This is a genomic window from Geofilum rubicundum JCM 15548 (assembly GCF_000974365.1).
Taxonomy (GTDB): Bacteria; Bacteroidota; Bacteroidia; order Bacteroidales; family Marinilabiliaceae; genus Geofilum; species Geofilum rubicundum.
On record NZ_BAZW01000049.1, the window covers coordinates 13460 to 31392 of the forward strand.

Annotated in this window: 19 protein-coding genes and 1 pseudogene; 15 read left to right on the forward strand and 5 right to left on the reverse strand. The window is 36.8% G+C overall.

What is annotated here, in order from left to right:
- The first annotated feature begins 42 nt into the window (after nt 1–42).
- The 14 genes from JCM15548_RS16175 to rfbD all read left to right on the forward strand — a co-directional run bounded on the left by JCM15548_RS16175 (nt 43) and on the right by rfbD (nt 14662).
- Nucleotides 43–1245, forward strand: a complete 1203-nt coding sequence (locus JCM15548_RS16175) for a polysaccharide pyruvyl transferase family protein (protein ID WP_062127614.1) — start codon at nt 43–45, stop codon at nt 1243–1245.
- Nucleotides 1246–1247: 2 nt separating this feature from the next.
- Nucleotides 1248–2450, forward strand: a complete 1203-nt coding sequence (locus JCM15548_RS16180; protein WP_062127616.1) for a Coenzyme F420 hydrogenase/dehydrogenase, beta subunit C-terminal domain — start codon at nt 1248–1250, stop codon at nt 2448–2450.
- Complete coding sequence (locus JCM15548_RS16185) at nt 2447–3085, forward strand: CatB-related O-acetyltransferase (RefSeq protein WP_062127618.1); 639 nt, start codon at nt 2447–2449, stop codon at nt 3083–3085. The genes JCM15548_RS16180 and JCM15548_RS16185 overlap by 4 nt, the downstream gene beginning before the upstream one ends.
- The gene (locus tag JCM15548_RS16190; RefSeq protein ID WP_062127620.1) at nt 3072–4577 is read left to right on the forward strand and encodes an oligosaccharide flippase family protein; all 1506 of its coding nucleotides are present in this window, start codon (nt 3072–3074) and stop codon (nt 4575–4577) included. The genes JCM15548_RS16185 and JCM15548_RS16190 overlap by 14 nt, the downstream gene beginning before the upstream one ends.
- A gap of 77 nt (nt 4578–4654) precedes the next feature.
- Nucleotides 4655–5869 carry a hypothetical protein gene (locus tag JCM15548_RS16195; RefSeq protein WP_062127622.1) on the forward strand — a complete coding sequence of 405 codons (1215 nt, stop codon included), beginning with the start codon at nt 4655–4657 and terminating at the stop codon, nt 5867–5869.
- A 129-nt stretch (nt 5870–5998) separates the two neighbouring features.
- On the forward strand, nt 5999–6934 hold the full coding sequence (locus JCM15548_RS16200; RefSeq protein WP_162198269.1) for a glycosyltransferase family 2 protein: 936 nt from the start codon (nt 5999–6001) through the stop codon (nt 6932–6934).
- 57 nt (nt 6935–6991) lie between these two features.
- Nucleotides 6992–8101, forward strand: coding sequence for a glycosyltransferase (locus JCM15548_RS16205; RefSeq protein ID WP_062127626.1), 1110 nt, complete (start codon nt 6992–6994; stop codon nt 8099–8101).
- Nucleotides 8098–9084 carry a nitroreductase family protein gene (locus JCM15548_RS16210; RefSeq protein WP_062127628.1) on the forward strand — a complete coding sequence of 329 codons (987 nt, stop codon included), beginning with the start codon at nt 8098–8100 and terminating at the stop codon, nt 9082–9084. Before JCM15548_RS16205 ends, JCM15548_RS16210 begins: the two co-directional genes overlap by 4 nt.
- A gap of 1 nt (nt 9085) precedes the next feature.
- Entirely contained in the window at nt 9086–10258 is a 1173-nt protein-coding gene (locus tag JCM15548_RS16215; RefSeq protein ID WP_062127630.1) for a polysaccharide pyruvyl transferase family protein, read from the forward strand.
- A gap of 14 nt (nt 10259–10272) precedes the next feature.
- Nucleotides 10273–11379: a glycosyltransferase family 4 protein gene (locus tag JCM15548_RS16220; RefSeq protein WP_062127632.1), complete on the forward strand. Its 1107-nt coding sequence runs from the start codon at nt 10273–10275 to the stop codon at nt 11377–11379.
- Between the two features lies 1 nt (nt 11380).
- Nucleotides 11381–12346, forward strand: coding sequence for an NAD-dependent epimerase/dehydratase family protein (locus JCM15548_RS16225; RefSeq protein WP_062127634.1), 966 nt, complete (start codon nt 11381–11383; stop codon nt 12344–12346).
- Between the two features lie 31 nt (nt 12347–12377).
- Nucleotides 12378–13145: a glycosyltransferase family 2 protein gene (locus JCM15548_RS16230; RefSeq protein WP_062127649.1), complete on the forward strand. Its 768-nt coding sequence runs from the start codon at nt 12378–12380 to the stop codon at nt 13143–13145.
- A gap of 89 nt (nt 13146–13234) precedes the next feature.
- Nucleotides 13235–13771, forward strand: a complete 537-nt coding sequence (gene rfbC, locus JCM15548_RS16235; protein ID WP_227625946.1) for a dTDP-4-dehydrorhamnose 3,5-epimerase — start codon at nt 13235–13237, stop codon at nt 13769–13771.
- A gap of 12 nt (nt 13772–13783) precedes the next feature.
- The gene (gene rfbD / locus JCM15548_RS16240; RefSeq protein ID WP_062127638.1) at nt 13784–14662 is read left to right on the forward strand and encodes a dTDP-4-dehydrorhamnose reductase; all 879 of its coding nucleotides are present in this window, start codon (nt 13784–13786) and stop codon (nt 14660–14662) included.
- A gap of 174 nt (nt 14663–14836) precedes the next feature.
- Here rfbD and JCM15548_RS16245 read toward each other — a convergent pair whose 3' ends face one another.
- Genes JCM15548_RS16245 through tssD (JCM15548_RS16265) form a run of 5 tightly spaced genes read right to left on the reverse strand, consistent with a single transcriptional unit; the run spans nt 14837 to nt 17406 of the window.
- Nucleotides 14837–15211 (reverse strand): hypothetical protein, encoded by a 375-nt coding sequence (locus JCM15548_RS16245; protein WP_062127640.1) that lies wholly within the window; start codon nt 15209–15211, stop codon nt 14837–14839.
- A complete protein-coding gene (locus JCM15548_RS16250) occupies nt 15166–15471 on the reverse strand; it encodes a hypothetical protein (RefSeq protein ID WP_062127642.1) in 306 nt (101 codons plus the stop codon). The genes JCM15548_RS16245 and JCM15548_RS16250 overlap by 46 nt, the downstream gene beginning before the upstream one ends.
- 32 nt (nt 15472–15503) lie before the next feature.
- Nucleotides 15504–16529, reverse strand: a complete 1026-nt coding sequence (locus JCM15548_RS16255) for a hypothetical protein (RefSeq protein ID WP_062127643.1) — start codon at nt 16527–16529, stop codon at nt 15504–15506.
- Nucleotides 16530–16544: 15 nt separating this feature from the next.
- Nucleotides 16545–16970, reverse strand: a complete 426-nt coding sequence (tssD, locus tag JCM15548_RS16260) for a type VI secretion system tube protein TssD (RefSeq protein WP_062127644.1) — start codon at nt 16968–16970, stop codon at nt 16545–16547.
- Nucleotides 16971–16974: 4 nt separating this feature from the next.
- Nucleotides 16975–17406, reverse strand: a complete 432-nt coding sequence (gene tssD / locus JCM15548_RS16265) for a type VI secretion system tube protein TssD (protein WP_062127646.1) — start codon at nt 17404–17406, stop codon at nt 16975–16977.
- Nucleotides 17407–17725: 319 nt separating this feature from the next.
- Between tssD (JCM15548_RS16265) and JCM15548_RS16270 the strand changes: the two are divergent.
- Nucleotides 17726–17933, forward strand: a pseudogene (locus JCM15548_RS16270) (hypothetical protein); the annotation flags it as partial.

The following is a 17933-nucleotide window of genomic DNA, read 5'->3' on the forward strand; positions in this document are numbered from 1 at the left end:
GCAAGGGTTAAAATAAAATTGAGTTAAGATTAAATAGAGAGGATGGCAAAAAACATAATAGTACTTGGAATAAACCCCTTTAGCGGAAACAGAGGCGTTGGTGCGTTGGCATATTCGACATTATTTTTATTAGATAAGATCTCTAAGGATACTGGGACTTCATTTAATATATGCATCGTGGGCAAATCAAAGCGAATAGTTCAAGGTTCAATTTGCGTAGGAGATTCGATAATTCGGTTTACCCAGTTCCCCTTTTTGGTGGATAAAGGAATTAAAGGAACTATTAAGTTTGCATTTTCTTTTCTTTTGTCCCACAATATTATAAATAATACCAATTTCGTTTTGGATATTGGAGAGGGGGATAGCTTTTCAGACATATATGGAGAACAGCGATTTATCAACATAAATACTCCAAAGAAGTTATTTCGTCTTTTGGGTAAAAAAATAATGTTATTGCCGCAGACAATTGGACCTTTCAAGAACGTGCTATTAGCCAAGGAGGCTAAGAAAAGTATTGAGAAAAGCAGTGTAGTGATGGCAAGGGATCGATTAAGTTATGATTATGTGATAAATAATACTTTACAGAAGAGAGTGAAGGAATTGACTGATATGGCTTTCTTTATGCCGTACACAAAAAGGGTGTTTTCAAATGGAAAAATTAATGTAGGATTAAATATCTCATCATTAATGTGGCATGGTGGTTATACTAAAAATAATCAATTTGGTTTTAAAGTGGATTATGCTCAGCTAATGAGGGCAGTGATAGATTACTTTTTTTCTCAACAGAATGTTCAAATTCATTTGGTTCCTCATGTTCTTGATTTGAACTCACATATCGAAAACGATTATGAGGTTGCGCTTAGTATTGAAGAAGAGTATAATACAGATAGAATAACAATAGCCCCTTTCTTCCTAGATCCAGTTCAAGCAAAAAATTTTATTAGCGGGCTTGATTTTTTTACTGGTGCGCGCATGCATGCGTGCATAGCTGCTTTTTCTAGCGGAGTTCCTGTATATCCTGTTGCCTATAGCCGGAAATTTAATGGGTTGTTTGTTGAATCTTTAGATTATTCATTTATGGGGGATTTGATTAATCAAGATGAAAAGCAATTTTTGGATGGACTGAAATACTCTTTTGAAAACCGAGGGCATTTAGTCGATAAAATTGAGCAATCTTTTGATAGAATTATTGGTCCTAAATATAATATATTAATGGAAGAACTGAAAATATTTTTAGAGGTATAGTGATGACTGTCAGTAAAATAGTAGAAAAAGACTTGTGCATTGGGTGCGGATTATGTGAAGCTATTATTGGAAAAGATTGTGCAGTAATGCAGGAACAATCCAATGGATTTTTAGCTCCCGTCATCACGAAGTCCCAAGTCGAACAAGAGGATATAATCTTACGCGTCTGTCCGGGAGTTAACATTGTCAACGATCAACATTTTGGAAAGCAGGATAGAATATGGGGGAATGTATTAGGATCCTATTCTGGGTTCTCGACAAGTAAGCATATTAGAACGAGAGGTTCCTCAGGTGGGATTATAAGTGCGGTGGCCATTTTTTTATTAGAGAACGACACCGTTGATGCTGTTCTACAGGTGGGAGGTGATTTTACTGACTATCGGCGGAATTGTTTGAGAGTATCTAAAACTAGAGACGAAGTTTTAGCATGTTCGGCTTCACGATATGCACCGTCTTCCGTTTTTAAAGGTATCCTTGATGTCTTGCTGGGCAGTGAGGATCGCTATCTTTTTATCGGTAAGCCATGTGATATATCAGGTCTGAAGAATTTTTTAAATGAATATCCTCAATTCAAGGAGAGATTCAAGTTCTTTGTGTCAATTATTTGTGCAGGCATACCCTCATTTCATGCGACCCAAGATGTTATCGATACTTTTGATCAGGTAAGACATCCTGTGCGTGATTTGGCATATAGGGGTAACGGATGGCCTGGTTTTTTTTCTTTTCTTGATGCTAATGGGAATAAATTCCAAATGTCATATAACGATTCATGGGGTAAGAAGTTAGGAAAGAAATTACATTTCAGATGTAAAATTTGCCCTGATGGAATTGGTTTGCAAGCAGATTTAGCTGCCGGGGATGCTTGGGAGACCAAAGATGGTTATCCTGATTTTGCAGAAAGAGAGGGTCAAAGTCTTATATTGCTTAGAACATCTAGAGCTGTAGATCTATTGCGAGCAATGCAACATGAAGAGCAGGTCGTTTTACAAACCCTGCCAATGGAAAAGATCAGAAGTATGCAGCCTTATCAATATATAAGAAGATCGGTCGTTGGTTCACGGGTGCTTGCCACAATAATTGGCAAAGGTATATTACTCAATTTTAAGGGAATGAGGATTTGGAATAATCTTTTTTCCAAATCAATAGCAAGTGGATTTCGGGAATTCATTGGAACTTTAAAAAGAATTCTAATCGATAAAAGATGAGGTATATAATTCTAAAAGTATTGATATTTGTTAGATGCAGAGCTTCTAAATCATTAAAGATTAGATATTTCATAGAATTTTATATTGCTAAGTTTAGCAATGGAAGAATGTTTTCAAAGGAGCTTCGTGAAATTTACAAACGGGACTACAATATCAATATTGGATATGGTTCATACGGTGGATGTTTTGCCTCTCAAAATATACCTGGCGGAGTAGATTTTGGAAATTATTGCTCAATTGCTCCGAATATTCGGATATTTAGAGCGAACCATCCCCAAAATTCATTTACCACCCATCCCTTGTTGTATAATCCTGTTGTTGGATATGCACCACGTGATATGGTAAGCAGGCCACCACTAACTATAGGACATGATGTTTGGATAGGTGAATTGGCGATTGTTTTACCTTCTGTGAATCAAATTGGCAATGGGGCTATTGTTGGTGCCGGATCAGTTGTAACTAAGGATGTGCCTGCTTATGCTATTGTTGCAGGTAACCCTGCGAAACTGATAAGAATGCGTTTCTCAGATGATATCATTGAAAAGTTGGAAGCTACCAAATGGTGGTTATGGGATAAAAACACACTGATTAAACACATTGATAAATTGGAACTAATCGCGAGTGGCAAAGCCTAAGTCGACAGTTAAGTATATAGCCATTTCATTTGCCTGGGGGGCTATTTCCAAATTATTGGATGCAGGAGTTAAATTTTTGACTATTCCCCTGCTTTTAAGTTATTTCGGAAAAGAAAATTATGGTTTATTAACATTGGCTATTGCTACAAATGCTTATATGGCATTGCTGGACATGGGCATAAATATTGGAGCCGTCAAATTCTTTTCACAATGGATTGCATCAGGTAAATATGATTTGCTTCACCGTACTGCACAAACTAATATAACTTTTTATTTAGGTATCAGCCTAATAAATAGCGCAGTTTTGTTTTCTTTAGGCACATGGGGCGCTAGTGTATTTCAAGTTACCCAAGATGAGTTCCAAATTTTTCGTTATTTATTGTATGTCCTCGTAGCTTTTAGTGTAATTAATTGGATGACTTTTGTGTTCAACCAGTTGCTTATAGCCGACGAGAAAATTGCTCAAACCCAGCAGATTGCTTCTGTGAAGAGTGTTTTGGGTTTAGTTGTTGTGGGGGCAACAATTATGTTTAAATGGAGTTTGATTCAGTACTTCGTAGTTTACCTGGCGGTAAATACTTCTATTATTCTTCCTTATTTTTATTTATGTAAAAGAAGAAAATTAATTGGTAGTATTTTACCGGCTCTATACCTGAAAGATTTTGCTGTTGTATTTAAATACGGGTTGGCAATTTTGGCTATGAGCGTATTCCAGTATACTGCAGCACAATCTCGTCCAATAATTTTAGGAATGTTTTCCGATGAAGGTGTTGGCATTTTATCGGAATATAGAGTGGTTGAGGTATTTCCCATTTTTATTATTTCCATAGGTGGGATGCTTACAAGTATTTTTCTTCCGAAGACATCAAAAGCCATTCAGGAAAACAACAGACTTTCTATTGAAAAAATGGCGTACGAGGGAACGAGATATACCAGTATATTGGTTTCATTGTTGTGCTTTCCAGTTGTTTTAAGCGCTCATGAATTATTGTTATTATATGTGGGTCCGGAATATTCTCATCTTGCTAAATGGCTTAGCTTATGGGTTCTAACATTAACTTTGTATTTGCATAATACGCCAGTGGCCAGTTTAATTTTAGCTACAGGAAAGACAAGAATGTTGGTGTTAAGCTCTGCTATTGCATGTGTAGTGTCCGTGATTATTAATGCTTTATTGACCAATAAGTACGGAGTCGGTTCGGCTGTTTTGGGATATTTAGCTTATATTATTATACAGGTATTGTTTTATTATTTGTATTTTAATAATAAAATCTTGGGCTTGAAATCTATGAAAGTGTTTGAATCATTTGTAATTCCTACAAGTTTGGGTTTTATATTGTATTTAGGGGTAAAAAACATTAATCTACAATTGGATTCCTTGATATTACAGATTATGATTAATTCAGTAGTCTGGACTGCTGCTTATATAGTGAGTCTTGTTCTATTAAAGGTGGTTGATATCCAAAAGATAAGGTTGGTTCTTTTAAAGTAGGGCATTTATAGTTTAGGATTAGTAACAGTTTAGTTTGAAGATAAGCATATTCTCACGTGACAATTAGAAAAGAACGAATGAAAATTCAGTTAAGTACAGTTAACATACTTGCTGTTTTTATTTTTTGCTTAAGCTCATTTTACTTTTATGAGCCATTTTTTTTTAATGATGCTATTTTGAAGGTGTTTTATTGGTTTATGCTAGCTATTATTTTTGCGTTTTCCTTTAAATATTTTTTATACACTTCAGAACCATATGTTTTCGCAGCTTCTATGCGCATGTTGCTTCTTAGCATGTTTATATCTACTTTGCCGGCTCTTTTATTTTGGGGGCAAAGTCCTGTGCTGACTTTGCGGGCAATGTTTCCACATTTGGGTTTTGTGTTATATTTTTTTCTTATAGCAACTAAACCTTCCTTTAAATCGATGGTCAGTTTGGTTTGGGTCTTAGCTTGTTTGTATGTAATAGTGTATCTTTTTTCTTTAACCAAAGCCCCAGATGTAATTTTTGGCAGTTTTGCAGATAGGGGTATTGGGGATCAGAGGGGGCTTTTTAGATTGTTTATTCCAGGCAGGGGATTTCTATTCTTGTCCTTTTTTTTAGCGATTAGTAACTATGTATGCACAAAAAGAAGCATTTGGTTATGGATTTCCATTGGGTTATTTCTAATTATTGTCGCTCATGTTATTCGTCAATATATTTTCTTTTCTTTTTTTATTGCAGGGTTTGTGCTAATAAGGAAAGTCTCTATTTGGAAAAAGATAACTTTCTTATTATTTGGTGTTGTTCTAAGTGTCTATATTTATGAGTATTCCTCTGTTATTCAAGCGTTGTTTTCATTAACGGAACTCCAGGTTTCTGGTGGACAGCAGACTGAAGATATCAGAGTAACTGCATATTCCTATTTCTTCACAGAATTTTCTCCAGGCTTGTTTTCTGTTATTTTTGGAAATGGGGTACCCCATGAACACAGTTCTTATGGATATTTTTATACTCAGATCGTAAATGACCAAATGCGCTTATTTATGAGTGATGTTGGCTATGCTCAAATATTTGCTCAATTTGGACTTTTGGGTTTGGTCGCTGTTGGTGTAATTCTTTTCAAATCTATATTTGTTAAAATTCCGTCTAAATACTTATATCTTAAACTTTTTCTGATTTTTGTGTTTCTTTCAAATGTGATGTCAGGGTATTTTCTTAGCAATCACAATATAGCAGCCATTTGTATTGTTTTGTATATGTTTGAAGTTAGTAGTCAAGCCCAGTTAATTTCCAAAAAAGCAACTATATAGTTGAATAATTTAGATCTTGACTTATACGATCAGCATGTTTTGGTTACCTCTATTTCAATTATTTTTTTATGATAGAGAGAGTCGCCATTAGTAGTACACAATTTTCACAGAAGGATATCAGATATGCAAATGACTAATAAACTATTATTTTCGATTGGAGTTCCTGCTTTTAAAGCTGCATTTTTAAAAGATTGTATACAATCCATATTAAATCAAACTTACGAAAACTTTGAGCTTATCATTGTTAACGATGCATCCCCTGAAGACTTGGAAACTATTGTTAGCTTTTTTAATGACGACCGAATAAAATACCATTGCAATGAGCACAATTTTGGTGCCTTAAATGTCGTTGATAATTGGAATAAATGTCTCTCCTATGCAAAGGGAGACTATTTTGTGTTGATGGGAGATGATGATTTAATGGAGCCGGACTATTTGATTAATTTCAAGTCATTAATAGAGAAGTACCCTCAACTTAATGTTTTTCATTGTCGGTCAAATATTATAAATGAATCTTCTGAATTGATAGGCGTGACACCGTCATGGCCTGAATATGAGTCACTGTGTGAGAACATATGGCATAGATTATTTACCAATAGGGTTCAATACGTTTCTGACTTTGTATATAGAACTGAGGTGCTTCGAAGTAATGGAGGGTTTTTTAAGCAACCTCTGGCATGGGCATCTGATGATATTACTGCATATATGATGATAGATGTTTATGGAATTGCTCATATCAATAGGCCGTTATTAAATTATCGGAGAAATCCAAAGACCATTTCCTCTACTGGAAATGTGAATTTTAAACTGATGGCTATTAAAAATGAAATAAGTTGGATTAAGGAATTTGTTGCAGGTGTTAAACCTATAGAAAAAAAGGAATATCTTCTAGCAAGTTTGATAGAGAATAACATAGCTAAATACCAAATAAAGAAACAAGCATATACATGTGTGCACTTTTTTTCGAAGGGATTTCTTTTTGGTGTGATAGATTTAATGAGGGTAAAAGACATTCCTTTAAGAGTTAAGATTCTTTCTATTGCATTGGTTTTTAAACGTAATTAAAGAATAGTGGGTCATAAAAAATAGTGGGTAAGTCCTGAAAATGAAAAGGGTAAATTAATGAAGAAAATTGCTTGGATTACAGCTGATTATTTTATTGATTGCGATATAGATTTAATACCTAGGCTGAATGATTATTTCGATATTAGGTGGTGTGTCGTTCTTCCACAAAAGAATTCTCGTTATTCTGAGAAAGAATTATTGGAACATAAAAGTAGATATATAGCAAAATTTTTCACTATTAAATATCGGTTTAGAGATGTCAAAATGATTCCCTTCTATATTTCTTTGATTCGATATATTATTAAATGCAAACCTGATTTAATCTATTTTAATCTTCAGGGCTATCCGTATTTAGCATTTCTACTTTCCATTTTATTAAAAAAATCACAGGTTATTCTTGCAGTTCATCAAGCAGAGGTTCATTCCGGTATGAAGTATAAGTATTTGACTAAAAAGTATTTTGATTTTTTGTATGGTCATTTTTTAAATTTTCATTTATTTTCAAAATCACAAACAGATCTGTTTCTCAAAAAGTGGAGCGGTAAAAACGTATTCCAAATCCCTTTGGGCTTAAAGGATTATGGTGTTAGTAATGCTAAGCCTGATCAAAAGAAGGTTGTTTTTTTAAATTTTGGAAATATTATAAAAAGCAAAAATATTTCTTTGTTAATTAAGGCTGCATGCAATGTATATGAATATGGTTATAGAAACTTCTCGGTTAAAATATATGGTTCATGTAAAGAATGGAATAGTTACAGCGATTTAATCACTTATCCGGGTATTTTTGATGTAAAGATAGATCTGATTCCTAATGAAGATATAGCATCGTTATTTTGTTCATCGCACTATCTTGTTCTTCCATACTCAGATGTTTCCCAAAGTGGACCTTTAAAGATTGCATTCAATTATAACATTCCAGTAATTGCATCGAATCTTAAGGAATTTCAGAATGAGATATTAAATGAGCGTACAGGTTTTATTTTTAACAATGGTGAGCTGAAAGATCTGGAACGAATCATGATTTATGTTATCGAGAATCATGGGACAATTTATTCTGTACTAAAAAAGAATCAGAGAGACGATGTCCGTTCGCGTTATTCCTTTCAAAAGATTGAGAAAGATTATGTCCGAATGTTTGAGGATGTTGTAAAACTAAATAAATTATGAGAGATCGAATTGTAACCCTAATTAGAAACAATATTTTTGTTGTTTGGTTTAGATTGTTGGTTGAGATTTATTTTGAATATTTACAACTGGCGAAACATCTAGGTGCTGTCAGGCTTAAGAAGAATAAACGCAAATTAGAAGCTGATATTATAATCAGAAGTCATGCTATTGAAAAGGGGCTTTCTATGGTGAAGCCTCGCCCTGGTTTTGGAGAGAAAAAGGTTTCAGATTTAATTCAGTTGCTTCATTATTATTACAACAAATTTGGAAGCTCTAATTTTTTAACGTTAGTGATCCCGATTCTGGAATCCTATTTTGAATTTAACCGAAACCAGAATTCGTTCAATAACGAACTTTGGCTCAAATTTGAGGAGATTAGAGGCCGGTTGTCTTTAGAAGTTACGGATTATGTGGGTGGAATTATTTGGATTGAAAAAGAAGATACATTAAATTCCTTAAATCAAGGATTTCCTAGGGTGGCCTCCTCGCGTTATTCTATTCGAGATTTTTCTGATCAGAAGATTGATATGGAGCTTATTTATAAAGCTTTAGAAATTGCTCGGAAATCTCCCTCTGCATGTAATCGTCAACCTTGGAGGGTTTATGTCTACAGGAATGAGAAGAAAAAGAAAGACCTCTTGAAGTGGCAGGGAAATAAAGGATTTATAGATAATATTGATACGGTTATTATTGTGTCATGTTCTTTAAATTCCTTTTTTATCAATGAAAAGCATCAAGCATACATTGACGGAGGCTTATATTCCATGACTTTATTGTACGCATTACACTCGATGGGATTAGGCACAATTCCAATGACTATGGCAATGATGCATTCAAAAAGGAAAGATTTGTATACACATTTTGGGCTTCAACAGGATGAAGTGCCAATAGTTATGATTGGGGTGGGTGCACTGAAGGATAAGTATCCTGTTGCAATATCGGATAGGAAGAAAATAAACGAGTATTTAACTGTATTTGAATAAAATGAAGAGAATTGGCATTTTAACTTACTTTACTGACATTCCGTATTTTAACGATGTTAATCCAGGGATGAACCTTCAAGCTTATAGCGTATTGAAAGCCTTATCAAATCAATATCCGAATTCGCAAGTCGAGTTTATTCGATATCATTCATGGTGGGCCGAGTGGAGACCCTATATTTCTGGAATGACCTTTGATTCATTACTGCAAGATATTAAACAGTTTTGGAAGTATTATAGATTTAGCTCAAAATTTCCTAGGTCAAAACGAGCATTAGTTACAAAAAGTCGAAATAAGGCATTCAAGTTTTTCAATAGTCTGAATTATGATGCTATTTATGTGGGAAGCGATACACTTCTTGAACTCTTTAGATTTGACTCTAATGAAGTATCTCCTTACTGGTTAAATGGGGAAGTCATCGGCAAGAAATTCTTACTAGCCGCTTCAGCAAGAGAGACTTCGATAGGAGGCTTGTCTTTGAACCAAATTCGATTACTTAAAGAATCCGTGCTGAGTTTTGATAGGTTAGGAGTTCGGGATGCAAGCACTTTTAGTTTAGTGCAAAATTTTTTGCCTCAAGATGATCCAAGACTAGAAATTGTACCCGATCCAACCTTTTCTCTGGAAATTGACTATGCACCTGCACAAGTTTATTTGAAGAAGAGGCAAATTCAAGAATTGGAAAAACCTATTGTGTGTTTTCATTTGGTGAAGACGAACCTCTTTGCTCACCAGTTAGCTGATGTCTTTCGTAAGGATGGTTACATGGTAGTATCTCTAAGGCCAGCTCCTTATGCTGACATTGTGCTTAAAGATCTTTCTCCCCTTGAGTTTGCAGGCATTTTTAAGTATTTTGATTTCGTCATCACCCATCGTTTTCATGATTCGGTATTTTGTTTAAAGAATCTATGCCCTTTTCTTCTTTTTCTTCCTTCTCCAAGCTATTCGAATGAGAATGGAGATTCTAAGCAATCCTTTTTAATGGAATCTTTTGGTTTAAAGGATGAGAATTTTATTGAGGATATTAACGTGTTATCGCCATTGGAAATCCGAGAGTATGCCAAAAGAGCGACACTTAATTTTGAAGCGAAAAAACAGATTATAGAGCAAAAGCTTCATGATTTAGGAGATGATTTTTGCAATTACTTAAAAATAACGGCTTCGTTGATAGATTGATTTAATTTGGTATTATGGTTCGTGTCTGCTTTGTGGTTTCATCACTTGTTAATGAAGGGCCTGTCAGGGTTCTTTTGAACATCATTCGTTATATTGATTTTGAGAAGTTTGAAGTGCTTATTGTCACCTTGAAGGACGAAGGGAAGGAATCCATACTTTCTGATTTTTTAAAGTTTCCAATAAAATTCCAGAGTTTAAGTGTTAATGATTTTCGTGATCAGATTCTTTTATTTTGGAAGCTAAAAAGAGTACTGCACTTTTTTCATCCTGACATTGTTCATAGTCATTGTCCGAGGTCTTTAATACTTGTTATGTTAATCTACAAGTCTAGGTTTGTTAAGGTTCATACGGTACATAGTTTGCCAGGTCCTGTGGATAAAGCCCTATACGGCGAAATTGTTGGAGGTTTTGTAGCTCGTTTGGTGAGGTTCAGCTTGAAGAGAATAGATTTACCTATTGCCTGTGGTGCAAATCTTGGTCAACAGCTTGTTAATCATTTCGGTATAGATTCGATCTCGATCAGAAATGGTGCTGATTTTGAATTGTTTACTGGTGGGCTGTCTGATAAAGAACGTCAACGCTCGAATTTGAAACTAGTTCCTAAACTGAAATATTTTGTTTGGGTAGGTCGTTTTTCTGCTGAGAAAAACCCGTTGTTTTTGGTTGAACAGTTTAATTCGATTCAGCAAAGTGATCTACATCTATTAATGATAGGAGATGGGCCTCTCTTAGAGCAGGCAAAGTTGTCTGCAGGAACGAATATTACGGTCCTTGGGTTCAAAACGAATGTGCGAGATTATCTTGTAGCTTCAGATTTCTTTGTGTCTTCTTCAATAACCGAAGGTATGCCCAATGCTGTTTTGGAAGCTATGGCGGTAGGGTTACCGCTTCTTTTGTCGGACATCCCCTCGCATCGTGAGATTATATGTTCTTCTAAAAAGCAAATTGGTTTTCTATTTAAAGAGAATGATTCGATTGATTTTGAACAAAAAGCGCTTTCTCTTACAAATGGTGAGTTTTTTGCAATTGAAGCAAGCGTTGTGATAGATTGTTTTAAAAGTCAATTTACGGCTAAAGAAATGTCAGATAAATATCAGCAAAAATATTTAAAGCTTGTTTAACATGGAATCTAAAATATTAATTACTGGTGGGTCTGGGTTCATCGGTACTAATTTAGTTGAACATCTTTTAAGGACTAATAGCAACGTGTTAAGTTTAGATATTGTTCCGCCTAAGATTGCCTCGCACGAAGAGATTTGGCAAAAGGTAGATATTCGCGACAAACTAGTTTTGGAGGAAGTTGTTAAAAAGTTTCTCCCTGATGTAGTTGTTCATTTGGCTGCACGTACCGATTTGAATGGACAGGCTTTAGATGATTATAGTTCTAATATACTCGGGGTTGAGGTTTTGATTGCTGTAATTAAAGGGTGTTCTTCCATTAAGAGGGTTTTATTTGCATCCTCTATGTATGTTTGTCGGCCTGGATATAAACCTGAAGGAAATTTGGATTATGAACCACATACTATATATGGAGAGAGCAAGGTCGAATCTGAGCAAATTATTAGAGGAAGTGATTTGGACGTTCCATGGGTGATTTTTAGGCCTACTTCTATTTGGGGGCCATGGTTTGGAGAACCATATTCTGATTTCTTTAATATAGTTTTAAATGGAAAGTATTTTCATATGGGAGATAAGGCATGTAAAAAGACTTATGGTTATATCGAAAATACAGTTCGTCAAATTGAATCTCTGATTGAGGCTGATACCGCCAAAATTAAGTCTAAAGTTTTTTATCTTGGCGACTGGCCAGAATATGATATTTCAGAATGGGCAGATGAAATTGCTAAAGAAATAAATAAAAAGATTATTAGTGTTCCGTTTGTGTTTTTTCGGTTCGGGGCATGGTTTGGTGATTTTCTTAAGGTTTTTGGTGTTAAATTCCCTATGACCTCCTTCCGTTTAAAGAATATGACCACAGATAATGTTCATGATCTCCAATCGATTATGGAATTTATGCCAACTTTGGCAGTGTGTAGGAAGGATGGTGTTAAGAGAACCATTCATTGGATAGATACTTTGAAAAATTAACTTTTATCCATAGATATTGAAGATGTTGAGCATGAAAATTTCTCTTATAACCATTGTTTACAATAATAAGGACCATATTGAAGACTGCTTGAACTCAGTCTTGAATCAGAATTATGATGATATTGAGTATGTTGTCATTGATGGGGGGTCTACTGATGGCACAATAGAGATCATCTCTCGCTATTTGGATCAAATCACTTATTTTGATTCACGGCCCGATAAGGGGTTGTATGATGCGTTGAATCGAGGTGTCTCATTAGCTACCGGAGATATTGTAGGGATCTTACATTCAGATGATTTGTTTGTCAATAATGAGGTAGTTAATGACGTGTTTTCGGTTTTTGAAAAGGAAAAAGCCGATATTGTGTATGCCAAAGGGTTATTTGTGGCGCGTGATAATTGCCAAAACGTTAGACGAATTTACAAAGCATCATCTTTTAAGAAAGGACTTCTTAATTGGGGATGGATTCCTTTGCATACTACCATATTTGTAAAAAGAGAAGTTTTTGCAAAGCATGGCCTATATGATTTAAACTACCCTATTGCTAGTGATTATGATATTTCTTTAAGGTGGTTTCGGGATAATAGTTTGAGAAAAGTATTCTTAGATAAATACATTGTGAAAATGCGTTTAGGTGGGAAAAGTACTTCCATGAACCTTCAGAAATCTAAGTCCCTTCAAGACTTGGCCATTATTAAGAAACATGGTCTATGGGGTGGAGTTACTTTGGGATTTAAGCTGATCAGGAAGGTGCCACAGTATTTAAGACCTTATTTTTTTACTCCGAAATTGCATTGATTTTCGGTTGTGTCGATTTTGGGCAATCAGCAAAGTTTGATTGCTTAGTCAAGTTATATTTTTTTGATTTTGCGAACACGATGCTTAATATGATTAATGGACTAATAGTATTAAATTTTAGAAGTTTTGCTGATGACCGTGGTCGTTTTTTTGAGTCATATCATAAAGAAAGATACTTAAAAGAGGGCATTTTATGTGATTTTGTTCAGGATAACGTTTCTGTATCCTCCTATGGGGTGATCCGTGGGCTTCATTTTCAATCAGGTGATTTTGCACAGGCGAAATTGGTTCAGGTTTTAAAAGGACGAGTTTTGGATGTTGCGGTTGACTTGAGGCCTGATTCGCCGACATTTGGTCAGCATTATTCAGTTGAATTGTCTGATGAGAACCACTTACAGTTCTTTATTCCTCGCGGCTTTGCGCATGGCTTTTCGGTATTGAGTGATGAGGCGTTGTTTCATTATAAATGTGATAATTATTATCATAAGGCTTCTGAGAGAGGGATAATCTATAATGACCCCGCGTTAAATATTGATTGGCAGTTACCACAGGGGAAAGAAATTGTGTCGGATAAGGATTTAGAGCTTATGAGTTTTGAGTCGTTGAAAAATACTATGAATTTTTAAGCGTTTTATTGGATGGAATATAAGGTGTTGGTGATTGCTGCCGATGGGCAATTGGGCAGATTAGTTCGGGAGCGTTGTGAAGGTTATAAGCAAATAGATTTTCATTTTACCACCATTGATGAATTGGATGTTACAAATGTTGATGTTCTTGAAAAAATTGTGAAAGGTCAGTCCTGGGATTTTGTTATTAACTGTTCGGCTTATACGGCTGTAGATGCTGCTGAGGATAACCAAGAAATTTGTTACGCGATTAATAAACAGGCTGTCGCAAATTTGGGACGATTTAGCGCTGAGATTGGCGCAAAAGTCATACATGTTTCAACCGATTATGTTTTTGATGGAACATCAAATGTTCCATATGCCGAGGAGCAAGAAATTAATCCGGTTTCTGTGTATGGAAAATCCAAGGCAGATGGGGAGGTTTTATTGCTTGAAAATAATCCTCAAACAGTCATAATTCGTACCAGCTGGCTTTACTCTGAGTTGCCCAATAATTTTTACCAGACAATGGTGGGTCTGGGAAAGGTTAGAGGTGAGTTAAATGTTGTCTTTGACCAAATTGGAACTCCCACCTATGGAGGGGATTTGGCAGATGCCATACTTGACATAGTGGACAGAGTTTTAATCATGAAGCAGGATTTTGTCCCGGGTGTATATCATTATTCCAATGAAGGCGTTACCTCTTGGTATGATTTTGCCATTGCCATCTTTGAGTTGACTGGCATAAATTGTTTGGTCTCTCCGGTTAAGTCTGATATGTTTCCAACAAAGGCCTCCAGACCAGCTTATTCGGTTATGGATAAAACAAAAATTAAACAGACCTACCAGATACGCATTCCTCATTGGCGGTCATCTCTTGCGAAAATGATTGATGCTAATTATAAAAGGTAGGTTCGGGATTACTGTGATTCGTTCCTGGTAATATCCTTCAATGTTTTATCCATGCTTTTTCAAATATGGATTTGCGTCGCCTTTGAGGTTTAACCTTAAGGGCGTTTTGCATTTTTCTGCTTTATGATTTGTCTCATACTCCCATTTGAATTCTATGGGAATGCCTTGCGTACATCATTTAAGTCTTGTATCCTTGAGATATTTGAAAAGCTTTTGATTGGATTCTTTGGATTCTCTATCCAGAAAAATCTCCTTTATCATTTTTTGTTCCTCGCCATTCTCAATAATTGTCTCTGAAAAAGCTATTGATACTACACCTCCGATAAGTTCGCTGTTGTTGATTTGATGCTTTCTTGTAGGTTTTGTCTCCATAACCAAATTGCCAAGTGAATCTCCATTAATATCGTATTTTCGTAGTTGGAAAAATACGGTCTTTGTTGCAAACAGTGTAAATAGGTATTTTTCTTCTGATGGTGCCACATGGACATAGAAGCTTTCATCATCTATGACTTGTCCATTTTTTGTATATTTAATGTACTCATCAGCCAAAGAGTGCCGTTTTTATCGAAGTTTCCAAATATATGGGTGATAGAATCTCCTGCAATATAAATTTTTTCTGAGTTTTGGTCATGCTCAAATATGAACATTAATTTTTCTAAGCCCTGGTCCGTTAGAATGGTATCCACGAGTTGGTAATCTTGCTCAAAAAAGAAGGAGTTTGAATTATGACTCGTTTTTTGTTGTGTACAATTGGTTGCAAAGATTGCAATACCTAATGCAAGGATAGTTCTTATTCTTAGTTTGATCATCGATTAATTATGTTTTTGTTTCTGCAGCCAGGTTACCAGAATCTTATGTCTTTGAATTTTGTGCTCTTGCTTTTTGGTATCTCTTCAAATTCCTTTTCCGTAATTTGGGATCTTATGGTTGGATATTCCCCTACTTTTCCTTTGAAATAATTTATATCACCATTAGGTCTAATCCAAGGTGTAGCAATTGAATCTGGACGATTATAAGTGGGTGCTTGACTCTCATTTGAATAAGCCTCTCTCGGAGCAGAAGCATTTCCCATATCGCCTAATTTCTCCAAGCATTGGCCGAACCAGGCCCAGAAGTTGGTGGAGCGGTTGTTGGAACGGGGGCGGGACATGCTGCCGATGAGGGATATCCAGGAGAGGGCGTCTGACAGGATGTAGGTTTTGTGGGCTCTGAAGGGGGTGGCATCCATTGGTGCGGTGCCGTTGGGGTCGGTGAAGATCCAGCCGTAGTATTGCCAGGAGGTTTGTTGCCGGGCTTGTTTTTCCTGGGTGGGGAGTTGCATGAGGACCTGGCTGGCGGTGAGGTTGATTTCTCCGGGAATTTCCAAAGGTGCTATTTGATTGGTGGTATTGGTAAAGGTGATGTGCATGTCACGGAGGTAGCCGCTGGTGGTTTCTTCCTGTCCGGTGGCTTTGTTGATGTAGCCGATTTTGTATTTCATTCCGGTGGGGGTGTCGGTGATTTCCCGGATGATTTGGCAGTCGGCCGATAGCTGCTCGATACGTCCGTTGCCCAGGTTGAGGTTATGGCCGCCGCCGGGTCGTTTGGTGACCAGTAGTTGGATCAGGTCATCGGGCTGTAAATGGAGACTGCGGACTTGTGCCTCAGGTGAGGTGTCGACGAGCTGGGTGATGGTGGTTTGTTGATAGCTTTGGTTATAGGGCACTCTGGTGGGTGCACTAACGCGGTGCTGGTGGGCGGGAGGAATAAATCCGAAGCTGGTGTAGGCATAGCCTACGCCTTTAACGAAACCGGTATAAGGGATGCGCAAGCTTTGCAGGGCATGGAAATCGGCCCGTGATATATAGCGTTGGTTGTAGCTTTTCATTGGTTTTTGCTTGGGTTAGTTGAGGGGCCATCGGTTGTAAAATTCAATGTCGTTGAGCCATACCTGCTCGGGTGAAATGGTTAAAACGGTACGGATGCCGCCTACGGCGTCAATTATCCGGTCGAAGCCGATGCAATAGGCGTTTTTGAATTTGACTTTTAATACGGCGTTGGCGCCTTCGCGACGAAAGACGATTTCGCCTTCTTTGAGGATGTTGGATTTGATGGCCCACAGGTGGATGTTTTCTGAGACGAGCTCTTTGAGGACGATGAGCATTTTGCCGCCGCGAACGAAGTTCTGGGGTTCTCCTTTGTCGTCTGTGGCTTGGGTGAATACGATGTTGAACTGGGCCACGTCATATTTGTGGCCGGTGCTTTCGCCTTCCAGTGAAAAGTTGACGGAAAGGCTGGTGTCTGTTTGATCGTAACTGGGTAGTTGCATGTGGTTAGTTTTTAAGGTTGACCCATCTGTTGATTTTGTCTGCTGTACCAATGACCAATTTGCGGGCGGACAGGGTGAAGCTGGTGGTGGCATAGGTACTGCTGGTTTCAGTGAAGTTGATTTCCATGCCGACACAGGCGGCATCTTCAAAATGGACTTTTTCGATGGGAATGCCATCGGCATCGCAGATGACTATGGCGCCGCTTAAGTATCTGCCGGAGACTTTCATCCATTCTGTGAGTTCTTTGGTGGGGATGTTGGGGTAAACGATGTCGATGATACCACCAACTACTTCGGTTTGTGCCTGACCGTTCTGGTCGGTTCCCTGTGCAAAGGAGTAGCTGCAGGTCATTAATTCATAGCCGTCGCTGGTGAGGGTGGCCGGACTGGCATCGTTCAGTTGGCCGATGCGTAAGAAGCATTTGTGTCCAAACATAATCTTTTGAGTTAAGGTGGATAAAATAGGGGTTTTCAGTGATTAGTTGTTGTTTGAAGCTGCAATTTAGTTGAAGTTTTTGTTAAATCAAAAACTTTTTTTGTTGATGGGGTTATTTGTTATGTTAAGCAATATGTCAAATTGATTGTTGGGTCAGCTGGTTTGGGATAAGAAGGGGTACGGTTAAGGAAAGCCCAATTCCGAAAAAATGGCATATTTTGTAGATTCAAATCCAAATCTATTGAACTTTTGATGAAATATTATGCGAAATTTTCGAGTGTAGAAGATTTTTTATACATTCGTGTAAATTTGTTCGGCCATGGAAGAAAATTTTGCAGCTTTAGAGAAATATAATTTTTGGGACGGGAATGTTCCTGAAATGGGGTTTTACCGTGAAACATATACGGACAAGATATTTGATTACACAGGGAGTAAACTAATCAAGGTGTTGGTTGGTCAAAGGCGTGCTGGCAAGAGTTATATTTTGCGGCAGATTGCCAATAAACTTATTGAGGATGGGATTAACT